The following is a 21,576-nucleotide window of genomic DNA, read 5'->3' on the forward strand; positions in this document are numbered from 1 at the left end:
AAAATGCGTTTAAAGGGAATTCAGGAACGCCAGCAACGCAGCCCGTTGCTCGGCATTGAACGCTAGGACCTGTTGCTGCGCCGCTTGCGCTTCGCCGCCATGCCACAGAACGGCTTCGAGCAGGTTGCGCGCGCGACCGTCGTGCAAGAACTGGGTGTGACCACCGACGGCTTCGGTCAGACCGACGCCCCACAGCGGCGGGGTCCGCCAGTCACGGCCGCTGGCCTTGAATTCGCTGCGGTTATCGGCCAGGCCTTCGCCCATGTCGTGCAACAGCAGGTCGGTGTAAGGGCGGACGACCTGGTTTGCCAGTTCCGGTTCGGCAGCGTTGGCGGACGTGGTGTATTTCGGTGTGTGGCACGACTGGCAGCCGGCCTGGAAAAACAGATTCTTGCCGGCCAGCACCTGAGGCGAGTTCACCTCGCGCCGGGCCGGCACGGCGACGTTGCGGCTGTAGAACAGCACCAGCCGCAGAATGTTGTCGCTGACCTCCGGCTCGCCATCGGGGCCGTTGCCGTTCGGCGCGCGCTTGCAGTCGATCTGGACTTGGGTGCAGTCGTCGAATGGCCGCAGACTTGTGGTAAGACCCATGTCACCGGAAAAGGCGTGGACATTCTGTTGGTTGAGGTTCGGTTGTCCGGCCTTCCAGCCGAAACGTCCCAATACGGTTTTTTGCTGGATATCGTCCCAGACCTGGTTTGGCCGGCCGGTGATGCCGTTGTTCTCCCGGGCCTGGGCTTGAGCGTTGGCCAGGATAGCTTCATCGGGGATGGCTTCGAGCAGCCCCAGGCCGATCATCGGCGGTGCGACGCGGGCCGAAAGGCGTGTGTCGGGGTGCATCGGACCATAGCCCAGTTGGGTAATCTGCAGGTGCGGCTTGCGCAGTTCTACGACCGTGCCGTCCTTAAAATGCACCGGGACCGGCGTGTAATCGACCCGCACCTTGCCTTCGGGAACGACGCCGGGCACGGACATGTCCTGCAATTGCCCGCCATAGGTCGGCTCCGGCACCACCCCCAGTTGTTCAATGATCTTGGCGTAGGGCGGGGCATCGGGAATCGACAGGCGCACCAGCATCGACACAGCGTTCGCCGCGTCCGGTGCCGGCGGATGGCCGCGACCGTCCTTGATGTGGCAGTTCTGGCAGGCGTTGGTATTGAACAATGGTCCAAGGCCGTCTCGGGCGGTGGTGGTCGATGGCGCGATCACCCAGGGGCTGCGGAAAAAACTGTTGCCCACGGCGAAGTCCACGCGCCGCGAAGGCGGCAGGTTGGCCGAGGGCAAAGAAAAGGCGTTCTGATCACTCTTGCGCACCGTCGCCCCGCCTGCGGACCGGGCTTCGCCGGGTTCGGCCTGGGTAAAACGCGGGGCATCATCGCAGGCACTCAGGCCCAGGGCCATGAACAGAGTGCATAAGCGAAGAGGCAGCGACGGCATTGGACTTCCTGGAAGACGAGTGAAACGAGGGCGCAAAGTCTAACAGGGCGCAGGGGTTTGAATAAGAGGAATTATCGTTTGGTTCGAGGCGGGGCAGTTTGGCCTGTGGGAGCAAAGCTTGCTCGCGATAGAGGCGCGTCGATTCTGAAAGATCGCGTCGCGTCCATCGCGGGCAAGCCTTGCTCCCACAATGCGCAGGCTCAGGGCTGAACGACCGCCCCTGGCACCAACGGTAACTCCAGGCTCGCGATGAACCCGCCCTCGGGATGGTTGGCCAGCACCAGTGCGCCGCCATGACGCTCGGCGGCGCGACGGGCGATGGCCAGACCCAGGCCATGGCCGGCGGCGGTCTGGCCGGGGGCGCGATAGAACGGCTCGCCCAACTGACCCAGGTGTTCGGCCTCCACGCCTGGACCGTGGTCGCGCACGCTGATCAGGATCCGTTCGCCCTGGCGCACCGCGCGCATCTCGATCGGCTGCCCGGCCGGATTGAAGCGCTGAGCGTTGCGCAGCAGGTTATCCAGGGCCCGTTCGATCATGGTCGGCCAGCCTTTGAGGGCCAGGTTCGGCTCAACGTCCAATCGCACGCTTTGTTCCGGTGAGGCCAACTGCGTGTCTTTTTGCAGGGTCATCAGCAGCTCGTTGAGGTCCACCTCTTCAGCGCCAGCATTGTCGGCATCGACCCGGGCCAATACCAGGATTTCGCTGATCAGCGCCTCCAGGCGATCACATTCGCGGGTCAGGCGCGGCCAGAGTTTTTCACGCTCCTGAGGGCTGGCCCGTTCCGCCAGCGCCAGGGCGATGCGCAGTCGTGCCAGGGGCGAGCGCAATTCGTGGGACACATCGCGCAGTAATTGACGCTGGCTGGCGATCAGGCTTTGCAGGCGCGCGCCCATACGATTGAAATCGGTGGCCAGCACGCCAAATTCATCCCGGCGGTTGGCCAGTTTGGCGAGGCTGTTCTGCTGGTAAGTGGCCTGCCCCAGGTCATGCACCGCACCGCGCAGGCGGCTCAGCGGACGGGTGATGGAGAAGGTCACCAGCAGGCTGAACAAGGTCAGCACCACCAACGCGATCCCCAGCGCACTCAGAGGCCAGAGCAGGCTGCCGCGGTGCCATGCGTCCAGTTCGGGGTGGGGAATGCGGTAGATGAACAGGTATGTATCGCCGGTCTTGGCGCTGGTGAATTCGTCGGTCAGGCGCCGCCAGGGCAGGCGCCGGTCGTCGTTGTTCTGTCGCGCCTCGAAGGCTGCGGCGCGACGCGGGAAAGTGCCGCGGACCACCGGGACGCCGCTTTCGTTGAGCACCTGAACGTTGATGTGATACTGGTGCTTGCGCTGTTGCAGGATCTGCTCGGCGGCGTCTTCGCCCTGACTTTCGTAGGTTTGCGTCCACTCTTCGGCCAGGGTATTGAGGCCCGGATGGCGGCTGAGGATCCAGGCATCCTGGTTCAGCATGTGGCCCAACAGAATCGAAAGCCCTGCAACCAGGGCGATGGCCAGCCAGAAACTGGCCAGGATGCGCCAGAACAGTGAACGCACGATAAATCCTCGAAAACAAAGAAAGCCCAACGGCGATTTGCCGTTGGGCTGGGGAGCGTCAGCGCATTATTGCGCTTTTTGCGGCTGCTGCGCTTTCCAGGCCTTGAACTCGGCCCATTCGGCCCGACGCTCGGCTTGTTTCTTCTGGATCGCATCAAACTCTTTTTGCTGCTCAGGCTTCAACAACCCGCGGATCTGGGCATCGACTTTTTCGTGCCGGGCCGCCATTTCATCTTTCATGGCTTTCTGATCGGCTGGCGACAGTTTGGCCAGGTACTTTTCTACCAGTTCGCGGCGCTCGTGGCGCTGTTCGCCCATGATCTTGTGCATCTGCTGGCGTTGTTCGCGGCTCAGGTCCAGTTGGCTGTACGGACCTTTGCCGTGCATCTGGCCGCCATGACGCGGGCCGTCCATCGGGCCCATTGGTCCCATCGGGCCGGCGCCTTCAGGCATGGCCATCGCAACGGTAGGCACGGCGGCAGCGAACATCAGAGCGATAAGGGTCTTGCGCATGGTGTATCTCCTTGTCTCGTTCCCGGTCAGTTCCGGATGTGTTCAGATTACGGAGATCAAGGTCAGCGGCGGTCAGGGGTGCGTAAAGCTTGGGTAAAGACGTTTTGGTGCAGACCTGACAAATCTGCAGGACCGAGCACAAAGCCCTGTGGGAGCAAGGCTTGCCCGCGATGAAGGCAACATTGTCTCTGGGGGAACCGAGGCGCCTGCATCGCGAGCAAGCTTTGCTCCCACAGTCCAGCGGCGCAGTGCTTAGAGGTTTTTGCTCCCACAGTCCAGCGGCGCAGTGCTTAGAGGCTTTTGCTCCCACAGCCCAGCGGCGCAGTGCTTAAAGGCTGTAGTAATAACCACGGCTACGCAGCGCCACGATGCGCGGGCGACCGTCGGCGTGAGGGCCGATTTTCTTGCGCAGGTTGCTCACGTGCATATCGAGGCTACGGTCGTACAGGGTCAGCTTGCGTCCCAGGGCGATCTGCGCCAGATCCTGCTTGTCCAGAGGCTCGCCCGGCTGCTTGAGCAGCGCTTCGAGCAGGCGGCTTTCGGAAACGGTCAGGGTCTGCTCCTGCTCATCGATGCTGACCACACCACGCACCGGGCTGAAGGTCAGGTCACCCAATTCGATCTGGCTGGACACAGCCATGGGGTGGCTGCGGCGCAATACGGCGCGCAGACGCGCGGTCAGTTCCCGCGGGTCGCAAGGTTTGGCCAGGTAATCGTCGGCCCCCAGCTCCAGGCCCAGGATACGATCCAGCGGTTCGCCACGGGCCGAGAGCATCAGTACCGGCAGCTCCGGGTGATCGTTGCGCAGTTGCTTGAGCAACTCCAGGCCGCTGCCGTCGGGCAGCATCACATCCAGCACCACCGCTGCCGGCGCGGTTTCGGCCAGGGCCTTGCGGGCGCTCTGCCCATCGTGGCAGGCCCGGACCAGAAAACCTTCCTGACCCAGCCAACTGCCGAGGAGCTCACACAGCTCCTGGTCATCATCAATCAGTAACAGCTCGCTCATGACTCACTCAATTTAGCCATTGCCGACGTTGTCTACGTCCACCGCTGGCAAAGATACCGCAGAGCAGGGCCAATAGCGCTACCCCGGCACCAATGACGAACCACTGCTGCTGATCGGTCAGCAGGCGTGGCAGGGGGCTGGCCTGGGCCTCCTTGAGTTGCAGTTTCAGGCGCTGGTTCTCCTGGCGCAACCGGCCTACCAGCACGCTCTCGCGTTCGCCGTTGGCATTTTGCAGTTGCTGGGTCAGTTCCTCGCGCATGCGTTCGCTGTTTTTCAAGCGTTGCTGCAATTCGTTGATCTGACTGCCTGCGCTCAAGGACAAGGGCGTCGAATGACCGCCGTCGGTGCTTTCTTCCCCATGGGCGGGAGCCCCGAACGCCAACGAGACCCATAACAGGCACAGCGGACCTTTGCGCATTGCAGCTCCTGAATTCCAATCGAGATTAGACAGGTTGTCGGCAGGCAAACGAGAACAATGAGCGATTGAGCGCAATGAGCCGCGAAGGCTCATCGCACAGCAGGATTTACGGCAGGACTTGCTTGAACGGCTTGACCACGACATTGGCGTAGACACCGGCAGCCACGAACGGGTCGGCCTCGGCCCAGGCTTGCGCCGCGACCAGGGAATCGAACTCGGCGACGATCAGGCTGCCGGAGAAACCCGCCGCGCCGGGGTCATTGCTGTCCACCGCCGGGTGCGGGCCCGCCAGCACGACGCGGCCTTCGGCCTTGAGCTGTTGCAGGCGCGCCAGGTGTTCAGGGCGGGCGGCCAGGCGTTTTTCCAGGGAATTGGCGACGTCGGTGGCAATGATTGCGTAGAGCATGTCAGTCCTCGGTTTTTGGCGTGGTGGTGTCGGCATCGTGCAGGTGACGGGACAGGTAGATGCCCTGGCCAATCAGGAACAGCAGCGTCATGCCCAGGCTGCCGAAGACCTTGAAGTCGACCCAGTAGCTCTGGAACGTGAACGCGACGAACAGGTTGGCGGCGCCGCAGAACAGGAAAAACGCGATCCAGGCGATGTTGAGCCGGGTCCAGATGACGTCCGGCAGGTTCAAGGCGTGGCCCATGATGCGCTTGATCAGCAGGCGATCGCCGACGAAGTGACTGCCGATGAAGGCCAGGGCGAACAGCCAGTTGACCACCGGGGCTTTCCACTTAAGGAAGGTTTCGCTGTGGAAGGCCAGGGTCAGGCTGCCGAAGACAAGGCAGGCGATCAGGGTCAGCCACTGGCTTTTCTCCAGTTTGCGTTGGGACACGAACAGTGCGCCATAGACCACCAGCGAGCTGATGATCAGCATCGCGGTGGCGCTGTAGATACCGCCTACAGTCAAGGAGTGGCCGGCAATGTCGACGGTCCGTGGGTCAAGCTTGTAGACGATGAAAAACAGCAGAAGCGGGATGAAGTCGATGAATTGTTTCACAGTGGCAGCCAGAAGCAGGATGTGGCGGCATAATAACAAACATCCTTGGCCGCGATAGGGCCAGCTGATTTGAGGTAACAAACTCTCGTGAATGTTGATTTGCACTGCCATAGCACGGCCTCCGATGGCGCCCTGGCGCCTGCGGTTCTGGTGGCGCGGGCGTTCGAGCACGGCGTGCGAGTCCTGGCCCTGACCGATCACGACACCCTCGAAGGCCTCGACGAAGCCCGTAGCGCGGCGACGGCGCTGGGCATGCAACTGGTCAACGGGGTCGAGTTGTCCTGCACCTGGGGCGGCGCGACCATTCACGTACTGGGTTACGGTTTTGATGTGAATGCACCGTCCCTGGTCCAGGCCATTGCGCAACTGCACGATGGCCGCTGGCTGCGTTCCGAGGAGATCAGCCGCAAGCTTGCCCTCAAGGGCATGCCCGGTGCGCTTGAGGGCGCCCGGCAAATCCAGCAGGAACTGGGCGACAGCGGCAACGCCCCGGCCCGCCCGCACTTCGCGGACTGGATGGTGCGCGAAGGTTTCGTCAAGGACCGCGCCGAGGCGTTTCGCAAATGGCTGGGGGCCGGCAAGCTCGGGGACGTCAAGCAACACTGGCCGACCCTGGAAGAGACCGTCCAAACCCTGCGAACCGCCGGGGCCTGGGTCAGCCTGGCGCATCCGTGGCACTATGATTTCACTCGCAGCAAGCGTCGTCGTCTGGTGGCCGACTATATTCAAGCAGGGGGCCACGCCATCGAGGTGGTCAATGGCCATCAGCCGGCCGAGCAGGTCGGCAGCCTGGCGATTCTGGCCCGTGAGTTCGGCCTGCTGGTGACCGCCGGCAGTGATTTCCATGGCCCTGGAGGCTGGTCCGAGATAGGCGAATACCGCCCGTTGCCGGAAGATCTGCCACCACTATGGTGTAGATTCAAACATGATCCCGTTACCGCCACCGTCTGAACAGGTAGAACACGTGAGTCAATTTTTCCAGATTCATCCGGAAAACCCGCAAGCGCGCCTGATCAAACAGGCGGTGGAAATCATTCGGGGCGGTGGTGTGGTGGTCTATCCCACCGATTCTTCCTACGCCATCGGTTGTCAGATCGGCGACAAGAACGCCGTAGAGCGGGTAAGACGCCTGCGTCAGCTGGATGACAAGCACAACTTTGCGCTGATCTGCAGCGACCTGTCGCAGTTGGGCCTGTTCGCCAAGATCGACACCGGCACCTTCCGCCTGCTCAAAGCCCACCTTCCAGGGCCTTACACCTTTATTCTCAACGCCACCCGGGAAGTCCCGCGGCTGTTGTTGCACCCGAAAAAACGCACCATCGGCCTGCGGGTGCCCAGCCACCCCATTGCCCTGGCGCTGCTGGCGGAGCTGGGTGAACCGCTGATGAGCGTGACATTGATCATGCCCGGCGAGACCGAACCGATGAATGACCCTTACGAGATGCGCCAGTTGCTCGAGCATCAGGTCGACCTGATCATCGATGGCGGGTTCGGCGGTATGAAGGCCTCCACGGTGATCAACCTGGCCGATGGCGAGCCGCAAGTGGTGCGTATCGGTTGTGGCGATCCAGCCCCGTTTCTGGTCGAGGCCTGAGTGTCCGCAGTGGAAACCGCCGTAGAGAGTGCCGACAGCCAGGCCGGCGCGCAGCAAGAGCTGCCGTTCGCCATGGTTTATGGCCAGGCGGTCATGGAAATGCCCCTGGACCTGTACATTCCGCCGGATGCGCTGGAGGTGTTTCTTGAAGCCTTCGAAGGCCCGCTGGACCTGCTGCTGTACCTGATCCGCAAACAGAACATCAACATCCTCGACATCCCCGTGGCGGAAATCACCCGCCAGTACATGGGCTACGTCGAACTGATGCAGTCGGTGCGCCTGGAACTGGCGGCCGAATATCTGGTGATGGCGGCCATGCTCGCCGAGATCAAGTCGCGAATGCTGCTGCCGCGCTCGGCAGAGATCGAGGAGGAGGAAGACGATCCGCGCGCCGAACTGATCCGCCGCCTGCAGGAATACGAACGCTTCAAAGTGGCGGCCGAAGGCATCGACGGCTTGAGCCGGGTCGGGCGCGATGTGGTGGTGCCCAAGCTCGATGCCCCCGAGGCGCGAGCGCGCAAATTGCTCCCGGACGTCAGCCTCGAAGAGTTGCTGATGTCCATGGCCGAGGTGCTGCGCAGGGGCGACATGTTTGAAAGTCACCAGGTCAGCCGCGAAGCACTGTCCACCCGCGAGCGCATGAGCGATGTGCTGGAGCGGCTCAAGGGCGGCGGCTTTGTGCCCTTCGTCGAGCTGTTCACCGCCGAGGAAGGGCGACTGGGGGTGGTGGTGACGTTTATGGCGGTCCTGGAATTGGTCAAGGAATCCTTGGTCGAGCTGGTGCAGAATGAGCCGTTCGCAGCGATCCACGTGCGGGCACGAGCCGAATAACGAGCAAATCAATGAATCTGACTGAACCCCGCGAGCTGGCACCGTTGCTTGAAGCTTTCCTGTTGGCCTCGGGAAAACCGCAATCGATGGAGCGCTTGTTCGAACTCTTCGAAGAAGGCGAACGGCCCGAACCGGCCGTGTTCAAGAAAGCCCTGGCGCTCTTGGGTAAGTCCTGCGAGGGGCGGGCGTTCGAACTCAAGGAAGTGGCTTCCGGCTACCGCCTGCAGATCCGCGAGAAGTTTTCGCCCTGGGTCGGGCGTCTGTGGGAAGAACGTCCTCAGCGCTATTCCCGCGCCATGCTCGAAACCATGGCATTGATCGCTTACCGCCAACCGATCACCCGGGGTGAAATTGAAGATGTGCGGGGCGTGGCGGTCAACAGCCACATCGTCAAGACGCTGCTTGAGCGCGAGTGGATCCGGGTCGTTGGCTATCGCGACGTGCCGGGTAAACCGGCGATGTTTGCCACCACCAAGGCTTTTCTCGATCACTTCAACCTCAAGAACCTCGACGACCTGCCGCCGCTGGCCGAACTGCGGGAGCTGGAACCCGAGCCGATGCTGGAGTTCGACGACGCGCCGGTGCCCCAAAGCTTGCAGGCGCTGGCCGACGCCAGCGCCGAGCCGGAGGAACCCAAGGAAGAAACCAGTTTCCATTCGTTGTTGCTGGAACTGGACACCATGGAGGAGGGGCTCAAGACCGATTTCGACGATCTGCATCGCGAGGCAGCGGATCCTGACGGCGAGACGGATGAACCCGCGCAACCTGGCAGCGAAGTTGAACTTCAGGCCGAGCCTGAATTGAGCGACGAAGAAGCCGAGGCCCGCGCCCTGGCCGAAGCGATTGAAAACGAACGACGCCAGTTTGAGGATTGATCCGACGGGCGTCGCAGATATTACGGACACACCTCAACCCTCTGTGGGAGCGGGCTTGCTCGCGAAGGCGGTGGTTCAGTCAACATTGATTAACCTGACACTCCCTCTTCGCGAGCAAGCCCGCTCCCACATTGGTAATGCGGCGCAGCAGGACATGATCATGAGCTCCACCAAAGACCCCTGCATCAGCCTCTGCAAGTTCGACGACGACATCTGCATCGGCTGTGGCCAGCGTGAGATCAAGGCCTGGAAGAAACTCGACAAGGATGACAAGCGCACGGTGTTGGCCGAAGCGGCCCTGCGCCTGATCAAACTGGGCGCCACCGGTCGGCGGAAAAAGCGCTGAAGGTTCGTCGATCAGCTAGTCTCTGATGCGCAAATGCCTTAACGAGCGTATGATTCGCGACCCTTTGGCGATCCCTTCGTCATAGACCCGTTTTCAAAGTGTCAGGCCACGCCTGACCCGACCACACCGGGAGGTGCCCAGAATGAAAGACCAAGACCAGAACGACAGCCAGGAAATCGGCCCAGCAGGCGAGAAGCTGCAAAAAGTTCTCGCCCGTATCGGCGTTGGCTCGCGCCGCGACGTGGAAACCTGGATCACCCAGGGCCGGATCAAGGTCAACGGCAAAGATGCCACCTTGGGCCTGCGTGTCGACATGCACGACGCCATCACCATTGATGGCAAGGTGATCAAGCGCGAAGAGGCCGCCGAAACGGTGCGCCGCGTGATCATGTACAACAAACCCGACGGCGAAATCTGCACCCGTGACGACCCGGAAGGCCGTCCGACCGTGTTCGACAAGATGCCGCGTCCCAAAGAAGGTCGCTGGATCAACATCGGTCGCCTGGACATCAACACCACCGGTTTGCTGATGTTCACCACCGACGGTGAACTGGCCAACCGCCTGATGCACCCGTCCTACGAGATGGACCGCGAATACGCCGTGCGTGTACGTGGCGAAGTCGATGACGAAATGATCGAGCGCTTGAAGGCCGGCGTTGTGCTGGAAGACGGCCCGGCGCGTTTCACCGACATCAAGCAGGCACCGGGCGGCGAAGGCTTCAACCACTGGTATCACTGCGTGGTGATGGAAGGTCGTAACCGTGAAGTGCGACGCCTGTGGGAATCCCAGGGGCTGGTGGTCAGCCGCCTCAAGCGCGTGCGTTTCGGTCCGGTGTTCCTCAACTCCGACCTGCCGATGGGCCGCTGGCGCGAAATGAGCCAGTACGAAGTCGACATCCTGGCGGCCGAAGTCGGTCTCAAGCCGGTGGCGATGCCGCAGATGACCGCCAAGAGCAAGGACAAGCTGGAGCGCATGCAGCGTAAATCCTCGCGTCCGATGGGCAAGACCGAGCGCGTGCGCACGCTGCGTCCTGCCGCAGATGGTCCGGCCGCAGGTCCGCGTCCGTCCCGCGAGCCGCAGATTGAAGGTGAACGCCCGGCCCGCAAGCCTGCGCCACGTCAGGACGGCGAACGCGGCCCGCGCACGCCACGTCCGGCCAACGGTCGTACCGAGCGCGGTGAAGGTCGCGGGGCTCCGGCCGGTCGTGGTACGCCGGTGGCGGATCGCCCGGCCGACACCAAGCGTCCGGCCAAGCCCGCACCGAAAAAACGCCCGGGCATCGTCCTGGTCGACCGCGACACGCCATCGGGCAAACGTCGCGGTGCTCCGGCGGGTTCGGGGCAGCGTCCGGGGTTTGGGCGTCGTAAGCCGGAGTGAGGCAGTTGTGAGTTTCTAGCTGCAAGCTGCAAGAAAAAACGCCAACCGTTGGGTTGGCGTTTTTTTGTCTGGTTTTAGTGATGCAGGGCCGGTGAGTCCGCCTTCGCGAGCAAGCCCGCTCCCACATTGGGGCGCTGACGATCACAAATTCCGTGTCCACTGAAGATCAAATGTGGGAGCGGGCTTGCTCGCGAAGGGGCCAGCAGCCGCACGCCCCTCCTAAAGGTTGTCCTACAGCACAAACCGCCCATCAAACATCGGCTCATTATCCAGCGCCAACATCCCCTTCTCGAAAATCAGATCCAGGTGATGACTGCCCTTGGCCCCGCCACCCAGCCCCAGGTGCAGGCCGCAATGGCGCTCCTCGAAACCGGCATTGCGGGCATAGAGGCTCTTGACCCCTTCGTTGGTGCCGATGCCCAGTTCCTCGATGCGCCGGTTGGACGGGTTGGCGTCCAGGTACTTGTTGAAGTCGTGTTCCAGGCCCGGCACATCGCTGGCGACTTTCTGAATGGTGGAGTCTTCGATCCACAACTCCAGCGGCGATTGCAGCACGCCGTACTTACGCGCGAACGGGATGGTGCTCAGAAAAGTACCGACGAATTTCACCTGACCGTTAATGGTGTCGCTGTGGGTGGCGATTTCGCCGGGGGCCAGATCATAGTTGCCCAGACCGTTGATGTCGGTCCACTTCCTGACACTGTTGAGGGCCGTATCGAAATACGAGCCGTGGTCATCCTGGAAGCTCAAGGTCGTCGCCTGGGACATGCGCCGGATCAGGTGGCTATTGAGCCCGGCGATGCGCTGGGGAATCACGCTGAAGGTGTCGTAGAAATACTCGCCGTAATCCTTGAACAGCAGCGATTTCTTCCAGTTGTCCGCCATTACGCCTTGCAGTGCTCGGACAAAGTCCGGGCCGTCGGGGCGTGGGTTGGGCAGGGTGGAAGAGTCGTAGAAGAAGATGTACAGATCGCTGTCGGCAATGGCCTTGGACAGTTGCTCCGTGGATTCAAGGTCCAGGCGCATGGCGCTGAACCGGAAGGGTGAGCCGCTGCCAGCCTGTTCGGCGATGGCGCCGGTCAGCGCTTCGTAGTCGGCCGTATGGCCGAGCAATACCTTGGCAGTCTGAATGCCAGCCAGGGCAGGATGGTGTTCGAGGTAGTAAAGGAAATGTGAGATGGCTCGTTGTGTGTCCATGCTTATTCTTCCCTGACAGTGGTGTTGGCTTCCCTGAGAATCTGCAAAGTGGCGGAGCCGACCGGCCGGATCACCTCCGCCGGGTAGTGTTTACAGGGGCCACATCGCCGTGCCGAACGGAACGACGGCGTCGGCTTGCATCATTTCAACGGCGGCTTCATGGGTCGGTGCTTCAAACCATTCGTCCAGTTGCAGTTCGGTTTCCAAGTCTTTGTCCAGTGCTTGCATAGTGAATCTCCTAGATGACTTTTACGGAAAGTTGCGGGGTCGACTCCGCGATTGAAAACTGACCGGAATCGGCTCCGCACAACTTGCCAGCACGACGCGTTGGCAAGTCGCTGAAAACCTAGTCGAGGGTTTTTTGGAATGCAAAAAAATAAATTATTTTTTTCGTTTGAACTTTTTATTCTATTTTTATCTGGGAAATTACTCATTCAAAAACAGCCGCCTGGGTGTTTTTTTAAATAGGTAGCTACCTACCGTCAATTTGTGGTCAGGCTACGGAAATTTCCTACCTGGAAAGCTTGCGTTACGCATCGTAAAGGAATGTTGACGATTGTTGCCTTGTGAGCGGCCCTCTATCGGCGTTTAGGATGGCTGTAAGAAAAAGCTTCCGAGGGCACCGGTTTGACGAGTTTTTTGATACTTCGCAGCGCTTGTTTCAGGCCAACGGGAAGGGTCAGATGCGCGCCATACCTGAAGTGTGGGGTGAGACGCTGATCCGGTGGTGTCTGGCAGCAGGAGGGCGGCAGTGTACAATGCGCCGCGTTTTACTGTGACCCTTCGCGTACCCACGCATTTTCAAGGTTATCCGCCTTGTTCACTCCGCCATGCCATAAGCGTGTCGGGTTCGATTTCGTCACAGATAAAAACAAACAGGTGACGCATGACCGTTGTAGAAAATACGCATTCAGGCGAGCTGAAACGCGGCCTGAAAAATCGACACATTCAACTGATCGCCCTCGGCGGCGCGATCGGTACAGGCCTGTTCCTCGGCTCAGCGGGGGTGCTGAAGTCAGCCGGCCCGTCGATGATCCTCGGTTACGCCATTTGCGGCTTCATTGCCTTCATGATCATGCGCCAGTTGGGCGAGATGATTGTCGAAGAGCCAGTGGCCGGCTCCTTCAGTCACTTTGCCCACAAGTATTGGGGCGGTTTCGCCGGCTTCCTGTCGGGCTGGAACTGCTGGATTCTTTATATTCTGGTGGGCATGTCCGAGCTGACCGCGGTCGGCAAGTACATCCACTACTGGGCGCCGGACATCCCGACCTGGGCCTCGGCGGCGGCGTTTTTCGTCCTGATCAACGTCATCAACCTGGCCAACGTCAAAGTCTTTGGCGAGGCCGAGTTCTGGTTCGCGATCATCAAGGTCGTGGCGATTGTCGGCATGATTGCCCTGGGTAGCTATCTGCTGGTCAGCGGCAATGGTGGTCCGCAAGCTTCGGTGACCAACCTGTGGGCCCACGGTGGATTCTTCCCTAATGGCGTGAGCGGCCTGGTGATGGCGATGGCGATCATCATGTTCTCCTTCGGTGGCCTGGAAATGCTCGGCTTCACTGCCGCCGAGGCCGACAAACCGAAAACCGTGATCCCCAAGGCCATCAATCAGGTGATCTACCGGATCCTGATTTTCTACATCGGCGCTCTCGTGGTGCTGTTGTCCCTGACCCCCTGGGACAGCCTGCTGAACACACTCAATGCCTCCGGCGATGCCTACAGCGGCAGCCCGTTCGTGCAGGTGTTCTCGATGCTGGGCAGCAATACTGCGGCGCACATCCTCAACTTCGTAGTGCTGACCGCCGCATTGTCGGTGTACAACAGCGGCACTTACTGCAACAGCCGCATGCTGCTGGGCATGGCCGAACAGGGCGATGCTCCCAAGGCCCTGGCCAAGATCGACAAGCGCGGCGTGCCGGTGCGTTCGATCCTGGCTTCGGCGGTGGTCACGCTGGTGGCGGTGCTGCTTAACTACTTCATCCCGCAGCATGCGCTGGAGTTGCTGATGTCGCTGGTGGTCGCGACCCTGGTGATCAACTGGGCGATGATCAGCTATTCGCACTTCAAGTTCCGCCAGCACATGAACCAGACCCGCCAGACACCGTTGTTCAAGGCGCTGTGGTATCCGTATGGCAACTACGTCTGCCTGGCGTTCGTGGTGTTCATTCTGGGGGTGATGTTGCTGATTCCCGGCATCCAGATATCGGTCTACGCGATTCCGGTGTGGCTGGTGTTCATGTGGGTGTGTTACGTGATCAAGAACAAGCGCAGTGCCCGGCATGAACTGGCTGGGGCGGCTGCTGCGAAGTAGGTAATCCTCAAATATGACAAACCCGGCCAAGTGCCGGGTTTGTTGTTCAGGGAAGGTACAAAACCATGGGAACAAAACCTATGGAAATAAAACCTGTGGGAGCAAGGCTTGCCCGCGATGAACGGTAATGCGGTTTATCGATAGATCGCGGTGACTGCATCGCGGGCAAGCCTTGCTCCCACAGACCTCTCCACAGGTCAGGCTCTCACAAGCCTCATTCCAGCGGTTTCGAGTATCCTGTGGCTCCTGATACCGGACCTCTTTTTCCATGCTGGCAATTTCCAACACTGTGCACATCCCGGACGCCGAGATCGAGCTGACGGCCATTCGCGCCCAGGGCGCCGGGGGGCAGAACGTCAATAAGGTCTCCAGCGCTGTGCACTTGCGCTTTGACATCGCGGCCTCGTCCTTGCCCGATTTCTACAAGGAGCGGTTGTTGGCGCTGCGCGACAGTCGCATCACCAGCGACGGTGTGTTGATCATCAAGGCCCAGCAATACCGCACCCAGGAACAGAACCGGGCCGATGCCCTGGAACGCCTGACCGAGCTGATCCTTAATGCCACCAAGGTCGAGAAGAAGCGCCGTCCGACCAAACCGACCCTGGGCTCGAAGAAACGTCGTCTGGAATCCAAGACCAAGCGCGGTTCGATCAAAGCCGGGCGCGGCAAGGTGGACTTCTAGTTGTTCTCCCGTTCCTGGCGATACTTCGGCGCCTGGCGGTACAGGTAGAGACTCAGCAGCAACCCGCCCAAGGCCGCCAGCGCGGCGAACAAAAAGATCGAAGCAAAACCGAAACCCGCGGCGATCGCACCGGCCAACGGCCCGGTAATTCCCAGGGACAAGTCAATGAACAACGAATAGGCGCCCACCGCCGCGCCACGGCTGGAGGCCGGTACCAGGTTGACCGCTTCCACCCCCAGCGCCGGGAATACCAGGGAAAAACCGAAACCGCTCAATGCCGCGCCGGCCAAGGCCCAGTGTGCATCCGGTGCCAGCCACAGCAACAACAGGCCCAGGGTTTCCACCGACAGGCAGGCAATCGCCACCCGGAAGCCGCCCAGGCGGTTGATCAAATTACCGAACAGCAAGCGCGCGCCGATGAAGCTGGCGCCGAACAGGCTCAGGCACAGCACCGCGTTGTCCCACTGCTGCGTGGCGTAATACAGGGTGATGAAGGTGGCGATGGTGCCAAAACCGATGGAGCCCAGGGCCAGGCCGCAGCCGTGGGGCAGGACTCGTCCGAGAACGTGCATGAATGGCAGCCGTTCGCCCGTGACAATGGGCGCCGCCGTTTTCGGCCAGGCCAGCGCCAGCCCCAGCAACGCCAGCAAGATAATGCTGACGCCCATGCTCCACAGCCCCAAGGTTTTCACCAGCCACACCCCCAACGGCGCGCCAATCGCCAGCGCGCCGTAGCTGGCGATGCCGTTCCAGGAAATCACCTTGGCGGTATTCGCCGCGCCGACCCGGCCGATGCCCCAGCCGATCGATCCCGAGCCTACCAGGCTTTCGGCGCTGCCCAGCACCAGGCGGCCAATCAGCAGGCTGATGAGGCTCAGCGTCGGTAGGTTTGATGTCCAGGCGGACGCCAGCATGAACACACCGCTCAGCCCGCAACCCGCGAGGCCGAACATGACCGCGCGCTTGCTCCCCAGGTTGTCGATGATCCGTCCGGCATAAGGACGGCTGAGGAGGGTAGCCAGGTACTGGACGCTGATCACCAGCCCGGCGATCACCGCGCCGAAACCCAGTTCGCCGTGGACGAACCCGGGCAACACGGCGAGGGGAATGCCGATATTCAGGTAGCCAATGAAAGTGAACAGAACGATGGAAACGACTTGCAGCGTGACCGCCAAGGGGCGCTGGGTATCTGACATGGGTAGAGGGTCCACGGAGCAGCAGGATAGATAGGCTGCTTATGATAGCGGTGCCCACGACCGTGAAGCGTGGAAAAGTAGAACTATTTGCCCGATGGCGCTGGGTTGTCGTCTTGTCCGGCCACCAGATGCGTGGTGACCAATGCGGCGAGGGCGTTTTCTTCAGTGCCGAAACGTGCCAGCAGCGCGGCTTGTTTCTCTGGGGATAGGCGCGTCCAGATATCCACCATCTTTTCGGCGGTGCCGATCAGAACGCTGGCTTGGGCTTCGCTGAAGGTAGGGTCATCGGTCATGGGGGCTCAGGATTCAGGCAGTGTGGAAAGCGCATCTTAGCGCTTTCCACACGGTCTGGTCGTGCGGGTGAATCAGTCTTCGCTGTCGGCCTGGCGGCGTTCAGTGGCTTCTTTGGGCTCGGGTTGCTGGGCGTCTGGTTGCCCCCCGGCTTGTAGCGTGGTCGTCTGCTCAGTTTCGTGCAGGCTAGGGAAGGGGAGATTAGGAATCTCGTGCATATCGCGCTCCTCGCAAAGTCTGTTGGTAGATCTGGTAGATCCGCGCTTTTACAAAGCTTGGGCAGGATACAGCAGAAGAAATGACAAAAAGACTTTTAAGTTCCGTTGTGGCGACAAAAGGGCTTGTCTAGACAGGACATATCCAATTACCAAGTGACTGCTACCGGTCGTCGCGAAGGCTCAAGAATGCGCCCGCCGGGTCGATGGCTTGGACATATCCCTGCATTCGGTTGCGACACTGCACACCACGAACATGGAGGTCGGGAAGTGTTGTCCGTGAGCTTGGCTCTTTCTTCTTTCCAAGAGATATCCCTCCATGTTTCTACAAAAATCCCTGAGAGCGCAGATTCTCGCCTTGCTCAGTGGCAGCCTGCTGGCGATGTTGCTGATTGCCCTGGCGTCTTTCCATTTCCTTTCCAACGGCGTCCAGAATTATCGCAACCTGATCGATGGCCCGTTGCGTGCGTCGCAATTAATCGATGAGGCCAACCTGCAATTCAAGGTGCAGGTCCAGGAATGGAAGAACGTTCTGTTGCGCGGCAAGCAGCCGGCCGACCTGGCTAAATACTGGAAGCAGTTCGAGGATCGCCAGCACGATGTCCAGGGCATTCTTGGTCAGTTGATCGGGCTGGAAGGGGTTGCGACGCCCATCAAGACTCGGATTGAGGGGCTGCGAGAAGAACATCTTCAACTGGGCGTGGCCTACCAGAAGGGCCGTGATGCGTTTGTGACGGCGGGCGGCGATGCGGCGGCGGGTGATGCGGCGGTCAAGGGTGTGGATCGCGCGGCCAGTGAGCAAATGAGTGCGCTGGTGGTGGAGTTGCGCAAACTTGCCAGCGAACAATCGGCGCAGATCAGTGCCGGTGCCGATCGCACGATTATGCTGGGCACCGTGGTCATGCTGGTTTCCGGCCTGCTGATCGGGCTGTTCAGCCTGTGGCTGGTCAATCGCAACCTGGTGCAGCCGATCCGCAACCTGATCGAATACGTGACCCAACTGAGTCGCGGCCGTTTCGCTGAGCGGGTGGTCAGCAACCGGCAGGACGAATTGGGTGACCTGGCGCTGGCCGCCAATACCCTGCGCGACTTCCTCGCCGAAACCTTCACGCGTCTGCAACGCAGTGCCACGGAACTGGACAGTGCCAGCGGCGAGCTTAATGCCATCGCCAGCCTGATGAGCCAGGGCACCAGCGAGCAATTTGAACGCACCGATCAGGTGGCGACGGCGATGAACGAAATGTCCGCCACCGCCCAGGAAGTCGCCCGCCATGCCGCCGACGCGGCGCGGGCTGCTGATGACGCCGATCACTCGGCGCAGCAGGGCGAAAAGGTTATGCAAGGGACCATTCACACCATCACCCGCATGCGCGGTGAAATCGCTAACACCGCTACGGTCATCCGCCAGTTGGAAACCGACAGTGGGCGCATTGGCAAGGTGCTGGAAGTGATCCGCGGTATCGCCGAACAGACCAATCTATTGGCCCTCAACGCTGCTATCGAAGCGGCCCGGGCTGGCGAGGCCGGACGCGGTTTCGCGGTGGTTGCCGATGAAGTGCGCAGTCTGGCCCAGCGCACCGCCTCGTCCATCATCGAGATCAACCAGATTATCCAGACCGTGCAAACCGGTGCGGTGGACGCGGCCCAGGCCATCGAGAGCGGACAGTCGCGCAGTGAAGAAAGCGTGGAGCAGGTGACTCAGGCCGGTGCAATGCTCGAACGCATAACCCAGGCTGTGGAAGCGATTCGCGACATGAACCGTCAGATCGCCACTGCCGCAGAAGAGCAGACCTCGGTGGCGGAAGACATCTCGCGCAATCTGACCGAAATCACCTGCATCGCCAGTACTAACCTGGACAATGTGCAGCGCACCGAAGCCGCGAGCCGGAACCTGCACGGTTTGTCGGGGCAGTTGAATGAAGTGACGGCGCGATTGAGTGCCTGATCATCGTTAGTACTAGTTGTTCGAAGACGTAAAAAAGCCGCGCAACCCTAAGGTTGCGCGGCTATTTTTTGATGTTCAATCAAGTGTCTTGTTTGTTCGACAGGACTTTGCCGGTAGTGGCGTCGAAGTCAACGTCAAACTCTTTGCCATCGGGAGTTCTCAGTTCAACTTCATATTCATAACCATTGAAGTGGTTGTCCAGGTCGGTGTCGGTGATAGTGGCGCCCGGGTGCAACTTCAGGGCCTCTTCATTCATCGATTCCAGCGACTTGATCTTGCCTTCCTTGACCAACTGAGGGATTTGGTCGATGCGAACATCAGCCTGGGCCAGGCCAGCGGTGAGGGTCAGGGCTGCGGCAGTGAACAGGGCAGTCAAAGTTTTCATGGGGTCTTTCCTTGCTGTGATTAAGGGGTGTGTTGTTTAAGTGGGTTCAGATTAACTGTGGCAACTTAATTCACCCTTAATTCAGTAACCGTTGTTCTTCAGCACCTGCGCCACACTGCCTGTTTCGGGACGCTTGAGGTACTTGAGCAGTTCACGGGTGCGGTTGGTGAAAATGCCATCCACGCCGGCATCCATCACGTTCTTGAAGTCTGCCGCCTCATCCACAGTGTAGACGTGCACCAACAGGCCCTGGTCATGGGTGTATTGGTTCATCCACGGCTGCACCAAGTCCGAATAACTCTGGCTGCCACCATTAACCAACGCGGCGGACGGCCCGGTGCCGATGGCACCGTGTGCTTTGGCGAATTGGACCCATTGTTCAAACTCGGCGTTGTCCTTGGGCTGCTGTTTGGCGTAATAGGCCGCCTTGTCCGTTTCGCCGGACTCGGCAAACGTCACCTTCGACTTGGCCTCGATGTAGCCATCGCCCACCCATAACAGCAGCACCTTCGGTACGTTCGGCATTTCTTTTTGCAGCAGTTCGAGGCTGCTCTTTTCAAAGGTTTGCAAGACCACTTTACCTTTGCCCTGACCTACTCCGGTGGCGCGTTTGGCGAGCTTGGACCCCGCTGGGCTCAACCAGCCGCGGTCCTGCAATTTATCCTTCAGATCGCGCTCGATGCCGGGGAACAGCTTCGGCTCCTTGGTTTCGATGTACAGCCCCGGTTTGTGCTGCGGGTTGCCTTCGGCGATGTTGATGACTTCATCAAGGGTCAGAATTTTCAGGCCCACGAACGACGGGCGAGCACGGTCCGGGTAGGCGGCGTTGAACCAGCTGCCGGCATCGAGGGTTTTGAGTTCCGCCATGGTGAATTCGTTGGCGGTGCTGTCCTTGCGCTCGGGAAACTTGGTCGCGACATCCGTGGTGCGCAGCAGGCTGTCGTCGTGCAGCACGAACAGTACGCCGTCCTTGCTGCGTTGCAGGTCCAGCTCCAGGTAATCGGCGCCCAGGTCGCGGGCCAGTTTGTAGGCGGCGGCGGTGGTTTCCGGCGCATCAAACGAGGCGCCGCGGTGGGCGATTACCGCGGGGTGAGGAATGCCCTGAAGGGCCGCCAGGGACTTGGGGGGCGCGGCTTCGCCGGCCTGTGTCTGGCCGAAGCCAAGCAGCAGGCTCAGCATCAGGGCGCTACGGGTGAAGGTGACAGGCATGCTCGAGATCCTTTCGTGGGTTTCGCAAAGACCTATCTTTTAACAACTGAACGTTCCTGGCGCTATCGCTATACCGACATAAAAATGCGCAAAGCAGATTTTTCCCACGCTTTTCCAGGCCGCTTTGCAGTACGCTTGGCCGCACCAGTTTCCCCGGCAGAGGGAAACCCGAAGACAGCATCCACTTGCCTTGCGTGTAAACCATCGATCAGACGTCCTGCGGGACGCATCCATGAGGTTTACCATGCGCACCACTTCGACATTCATCTGCCAGGCCGCCGACCAGCTCAAGGGTTTTGTCGGCCTGAACCGCAAAACCGGCCAGTACATCGTGCGCTTCAGCGAAGATGCCTTTGGTATGGACGTGGCCGACGACGGCATCATCCCCACCTGCGAATTTGTCTGGGCTGCGGCGGCGGACGGCACCATGGCCCTGAGTCGCGAGCGCCTCCAGTTGCTACTGGACCAGAACATCGACGACCGGATCAACCTCACCGAACCGTTGCGGGTGTACATGGCCCGCAGCGACCTGCCGGAGATTGTTGCAGTGCGCCAGTTGGTGGAAGGCTAAAGCCACGCCGATTATGAAGCCGCTTATGAATTAGGTGAGAACCCCCTGCGGGAGCAAGGCTTGCCCGCGATGAGGGCGGCACATTCAACAAGGATGCAAGCTGACCGAGCGCTATCGCGAGCAGGCTCGCTCCCACAGGGGATTTGAGGTGAACACCGAATTGATTAACCCTGAAAACCAATGTGGGAGCAAGGCTTGCCCGCGATGACGGCGGCACATTCAGCATGGATGCAAGCTGACCTGCCGCTTTCGCGAGCAAGCCCGCTCCCACAAGGGATTTGCGGCGGATACCGAATTGGTTAACCCTGAAAAACCAGTGTGGGAGCAAGGCTTGCCCGCGATGACGGCGGCACATTCAGCATGGATGCAAGCTGGCCCACCGCTTTCGCGAGCAAGCCCGCTCCCACAAGGGTATTTGCGGTGGATACCGAATCGGTTAACCCTGAAAAACCGGTGTGGGAGCAAGGCTTGCCGGCGATGGTGGAGGCACATTCAGCATGGATGCAAGCTGGCCCACCGCTTTCGCGAGCAAGCCCGCTCCCACAAGGGATTTGCGGCGGATACCGAATTGGTTAACCCTGAAAACCAATGTGGGAGCAAGGCTTGCCCGCGATGACGGCGGCACATTCAGCAT

Annotated in this window: 24 protein-coding genes; 10 read left to right on the top strand and 14 right to left on the bottom strand. The window is 60.4% G+C overall.

Annotated features, from left to right (window positions below; translation table 11 throughout):
• Nucleotides 1-9 precede the first annotated feature (9 nt).
• The 7 genes from PSH57_RS06375 to PSH57_RS06405 all read right to left on the bottom strand — a co-directional run bounded on the left by PSH57_RS06375 (nt 10) and on the right by PSH57_RS06405 (nt 5,919).
• Nucleotides 10-1,437: a di-heme oxidoreductase family protein gene (locus PSH57_RS06375; protein WP_305388561.1), complete on the bottom strand. Its 1,428-nt coding sequence runs from the start codon at nt 1,435-1,437 to the stop codon at nt 10-12.
• 200 nt (nt 1,438-1,637) lie between these two features.
• Complete coding sequence (locus tag PSH57_RS06380) at nt 1,638-2,978, bottom strand: sensor histidine kinase (protein WP_305388563.1); 1,341 nt, start codon at nt 2,976-2,978, stop codon at nt 1,638-1,640.
• Nucleotides 2,979-3,044: 66 nt separating this feature from the next.
• The gene (locus PSH57_RS06385; RefSeq protein ID WP_305388564.1) at nt 3,045-3,491 is read right to left on the bottom strand and encodes a Spy/CpxP family protein refolding chaperone; all 447 of its coding nucleotides are present in this window, start codon (nt 3,489-3,491) and stop codon (nt 3,045-3,047) included.
• A gap of 328 nt (nt 3,492-3,819) precedes the next feature.
• Nucleotides 3,820-4,497 (bottom strand): response regulator transcription factor, encoded by a 678-nt coding sequence (locus PSH57_RS06390; RefSeq protein ID WP_256231272.1) that lies wholly within the window; start codon nt 4,495-4,497, stop codon nt 3,820-3,822.
• Between the two features lie 7 nt (nt 4,498-4,504).
• Nucleotides 4,505-4,915 (bottom strand): SH3 domain-containing protein, encoded by a 411-nt coding sequence (locus PSH57_RS06395; RefSeq protein ID WP_305388565.1) that lies wholly within the window; start codon nt 4,913-4,915, stop codon nt 4,505-4,507.
• A 106-nt stretch (nt 4,916-5,021) separates the two neighbouring features.
• A complete protein-coding gene (locus tag PSH57_RS06400; RefSeq protein WP_305388567.1) occupies nt 5,022-5,321 on the bottom strand; it encodes a YciI family protein in 300 nt (99 codons plus the stop codon).
• Between the two features lies 1 nt (nt 5,322).
• Nucleotides 5,323-5,919, bottom strand: a complete 597-nt coding sequence (locus tag PSH57_RS06405; RefSeq protein WP_305388568.1) for a septation protein A — start codon at nt 5,917-5,919, stop codon at nt 5,323-5,325.
• Between the two features lie 87 nt (nt 5,920-6,006).
• Between PSH57_RS06405 and PSH57_RS06410 the strand changes: the two genes are divergently transcribed.
• From PSH57_RS06410 to rluB, 6 genes are all read left to right on the top strand, one after another.
• Complete coding sequence (locus PSH57_RS06410) at nt 6,007-6,870, top strand: PHP domain-containing protein (RefSeq protein WP_305388571.1); 864 nt, start codon at nt 6,007-6,009, stop codon at nt 6,868-6,870.
• Between the two features lie 13 nt (nt 6,871-6,883).
• The gene (locus PSH57_RS06415) at nt 6,884-7,513 is read left to right on the top strand and encodes an L-threonylcarbamoyladenylate synthase (protein WP_047226981.1); all 630 of its coding nucleotides are present in this window, start codon (nt 6,884-6,886) and stop codon (nt 7,511-7,513) included.
• A 132-nt stretch (nt 7,514-7,645) separates the two neighbouring features.
• Nucleotides 7,646-8,344 (top strand): segregation and condensation protein A, encoded by a 699-nt coding sequence (locus PSH57_RS06420; RefSeq protein ID WP_160893268.1) that lies wholly within the window; start codon nt 7,646-7,648, stop codon nt 8,342-8,344.
• 11 nt (nt 8,345-8,355) lie between these two features.
• Nucleotides 8,356-9,219: an SMC-Scp complex subunit ScpB gene (scpB, locus tag PSH57_RS06425; protein ID WP_305388573.1), complete on the top strand. Its 864-nt coding sequence runs from the start codon at nt 8,356-8,358 to the stop codon at nt 9,217-9,219.
• A 160-nt stretch (nt 9,220-9,379) separates the two neighbouring features.
• Entirely contained in the window at nt 9,380-9,565 is a 186-nt protein-coding gene (locus tag PSH57_RS06430) for a DUF1289 domain-containing protein (protein WP_305388574.1), read from the top strand.
• 142 nt (nt 9,566-9,707) lie between these two features.
• Complete coding sequence (rluB, locus tag PSH57_RS06435) at nt 9,708-10,943, top strand: 23S rRNA pseudouridine(2605) synthase RluB (protein ID WP_256231265.1); 1,236 nt, start codon at nt 9,708-9,710, stop codon at nt 10,941-10,943.
• A gap of 231 nt (nt 10,944-11,174) precedes the next feature.
• Here rluB and PSH57_RS06440 read toward each other — a convergent pair whose 3' ends face one another.
• Complete coding sequence (locus tag PSH57_RS06440) at nt 11,175-12,140, bottom strand: M29 family metallopeptidase (protein WP_305388575.1); 966 nt, start codon at nt 12,138-12,140, stop codon at nt 11,175-11,177.
• 90 nt (nt 12,141-12,230) lie between these two features.
• Nucleotides 12,231-12,368 (bottom strand): hypothetical protein, encoded by a 138-nt coding sequence (locus PSH57_RS06445; protein WP_003178782.1) that lies wholly within the window; start codon nt 12,366-12,368, stop codon nt 12,231-12,233.
• Nucleotides 12,369-13,026: 658 nt separating this feature from the next.
• On the opposite strand from PSH57_RS06445, the gene PSH57_RS06450 reads away from it, so the two are divergent.
• Entirely contained in the window at nt 13,027-14,448 is a 1,422-nt protein-coding gene (locus tag PSH57_RS06450; protein ID WP_305388577.1) for an amino acid permease, read from the top strand.
• Nucleotides 14,449-14,716: 268 nt separating this feature from the next.
• On the top strand, nt 14,717-15,130 hold the full coding sequence (gene arfB / locus PSH57_RS06455) for an alternative ribosome rescue aminoacyl-tRNA hydrolase ArfB (protein ID WP_047226974.1): 414 nt from the start codon (nt 14,717-14,719) through the stop codon (nt 15,128-15,130).
• Here the strand turns inward: arfB and PSH57_RS06460 are convergent.
• The 3 genes from PSH57_RS06460 to PSH57_RS06470 all read right to left on the bottom strand — a co-directional run bounded on the left by PSH57_RS06460 (nt 15,127) and on the right by PSH57_RS06470 (nt 16,835).
• Nucleotides 15,127-16,326 (bottom strand): MFS transporter, encoded by a 1,200-nt coding sequence (locus PSH57_RS06460; protein ID WP_305388578.1) that lies wholly within the window; start codon nt 16,324-16,326, stop codon nt 15,127-15,129. The two genes, arfB and PSH57_RS06460, sit on opposite strands and share 4 nt — an antisense overlap.
• An 83-nt stretch (nt 16,327-16,409) precedes the next feature.
• Complete coding sequence (locus PSH57_RS06465; RefSeq protein ID WP_305388579.1) at nt 16,410-16,619, bottom strand: hypothetical protein; 210 nt, start codon at nt 16,617-16,619, stop codon at nt 16,410-16,412.
• 72 nt (nt 16,620-16,691) lie between these two features.
• Nucleotides 16,692-16,835, bottom strand: a complete 144-nt coding sequence (locus PSH57_RS06470) for a hypothetical protein (RefSeq protein WP_172833788.1) — start codon at nt 16,833-16,835, stop codon at nt 16,692-16,694.
• A gap of 316 nt (nt 16,836-17,151) precedes the next feature.
• On the opposite strand from PSH57_RS06470, the gene PSH57_RS06475 reads away from it, so the two are divergent.
• Entirely contained in the window at nt 17,152-18,777 is a 1,626-nt protein-coding gene (locus tag PSH57_RS06475; protein WP_305388580.1) for a methyl-accepting chemotaxis protein, read from the top strand.
• Between the two features lie 79 nt (nt 18,778-18,856).
• Here PSH57_RS06475 and PSH57_RS06480 read toward each other — a convergent pair whose 3' ends face one another.
• Both PSH57_RS06480 and PSH57_RS06485 read right to left on the bottom strand, forming a co-directional pair.
• Complete coding sequence (locus PSH57_RS06480) at nt 18,857-19,162, bottom strand: PepSY domain-containing protein (protein WP_305388581.1); 306 nt, start codon at nt 19,160-19,162, stop codon at nt 18,857-18,859.
• An 81-nt stretch (nt 19,163-19,243) separates the two neighbouring features.
• The gene (locus tag PSH57_RS06485) at nt 19,244-20,371 is read right to left on the bottom strand and encodes a glycerophosphodiester phosphodiesterase (protein ID WP_305388582.1); all 1,128 of its coding nucleotides are present in this window, start codon (nt 20,369-20,371) and stop codon (nt 19,244-19,246) included.
• 244 nt (nt 20,372-20,615) lie between these two features.
• On the opposite strand from PSH57_RS06485, the gene PSH57_RS06490 reads away from it, so the two are divergent.
• Nucleotides 20,616-20,942: a DUF2025 family protein gene (locus PSH57_RS06490; protein WP_305388584.1), complete on the top strand. Its 327-nt coding sequence runs from the start codon at nt 20,616-20,618 to the stop codon at nt 20,940-20,942.
• Nucleotides 20,943-21,576 lie beyond the last annotated feature (634 nt).

It is taken from the genome of Pseudomonas hefeiensis (genome assembly GCF_030687835.1).
Taxonomy (GTDB): domain Bacteria; phylum Pseudomonadota; class Gammaproteobacteria; order Pseudomonadales; family Pseudomonadaceae; genus Aquipseudomonas; species Aquipseudomonas hefeiensis.

Bases quoted from the DNA above. Each gene is read 5' to 3' on its own strand.
- PSH57_RS06390 (WP_256231272.1), bottom strand. From the start codon at position 4,497: ATGAGCGAGCTGTTACTGATTGATGATGACCAGGAGCTGTGTGAGCTC.
- PSH57_RS06465 (WP_305388579.1), bottom strand. From the start codon at position 16,619: ATGACCGATGACCCTACCTTCAGCGAAGCCCAAGCCAGCGTTCTGATC.
- PSH57_RS06385 (WP_305388564.1), bottom strand. From the start codon at position 3,491: ATGCGCAAGACCCTTATCGCTCTGATGTTCGCTGCCGCCGTGCCTACC.
- PSH57_RS06400 (WP_305388567.1), bottom strand. From the start codon at position 5,321: ATGCTCTACGCAATCATTGCCACCGACGTCGCCAATTCCCTGGAAAAA.
- PSH57_RS06430 (WP_305388574.1), top strand. From the start codon at position 9,380: ATGAGCTCCACCAAAGACCCCTGCATCAGCCTCTGCAAGTTCGACGAC.
- PSH57_RS06475 (WP_305388580.1), top strand. From the start codon at position 17,152: ATGTTTCTACAAAAATCCCTGAGAGCGCAGATTCTCGCCTTGCTCAGT.
- PSH57_RS06445 (WP_003178782.1), bottom strand. From the start codon at position 12,368: ATGCAAGCACTGGACAAAGACTTGGAAACCGAACTGCAACTGGACGAA.
- PSH57_RS06395 (WP_305388565.1), bottom strand. From the start codon at position 4,915: ATGCGCAAAGGTCCGCTGTGCCTGTTATGGGTCTCGTTGGCGTTCGGG.
- PSH57_RS06480 (WP_305388581.1), bottom strand. From the start codon at position 19,162: ATGAAAACTTTGACTGCCCTGTTCACTGCCGCAGCCCTGACCCTCACC.
- PSH57_RS06490 (WP_305388584.1), top strand. From the start codon at position 20,616: ATGCGCACCACTTCGACATTCATCTGCCAGGCCGCCGACCAGCTCAAG.
- rluB (WP_256231265.1), top strand. From the start codon at position 9,708: ATGAAAGACCAAGACCAGAACGACAGCCAGGAAATCGGCCCAGCAGGC.
- PSH57_RS06460 (WP_305388578.1), bottom strand. From the start codon at position 16,326: ATGTCAGATACCCAGCGCCCCTTGGCGGTCACGCTGCAAGTCGTTTCC.
- PSH57_RS06450 (WP_305388577.1), top strand. From the start codon at position 13,027: ATGACCGTTGTAGAAAATACGCATTCAGGCGAGCTGAAACGCGGCCTG.
- PSH57_RS06440 (WP_305388575.1), bottom strand. From the start codon at position 12,140: ATGGACACACAACGAGCCATCTCACATTTCCTTTACTACCTCGAACAC.
- arfB (WP_047226974.1), top strand. From the start codon at position 14,717: ATGCTGGCAATTTCCAACACTGTGCACATCCCGGACGCCGAGATCGAG.
- PSH57_RS06375 (WP_305388561.1), bottom strand. From the start codon at position 1,437: ATGCCGTCGCTGCCTCTTCGCTTATGCACTCTGTTCATGGCCCTGGGC.
- PSH57_RS06470 (WP_172833788.1), bottom strand. From the start codon at position 16,835: ATGCACGAGATTCCTAATCTCCCCTTCCCTAGCCTGCACGAAACTGAG.
- PSH57_RS06485 (WP_305388582.1), bottom strand. From the start codon at position 20,371: ATGCCTGTCACCTTCACCCGTAGCGCCCTGATGCTGAGCCTGCTGCTT.
- scpB (WP_305388573.1), top strand. From the start codon at position 8,356: ATGAATCTGACTGAACCCCGCGAGCTGGCACCGTTGCTTGAAGCTTTC.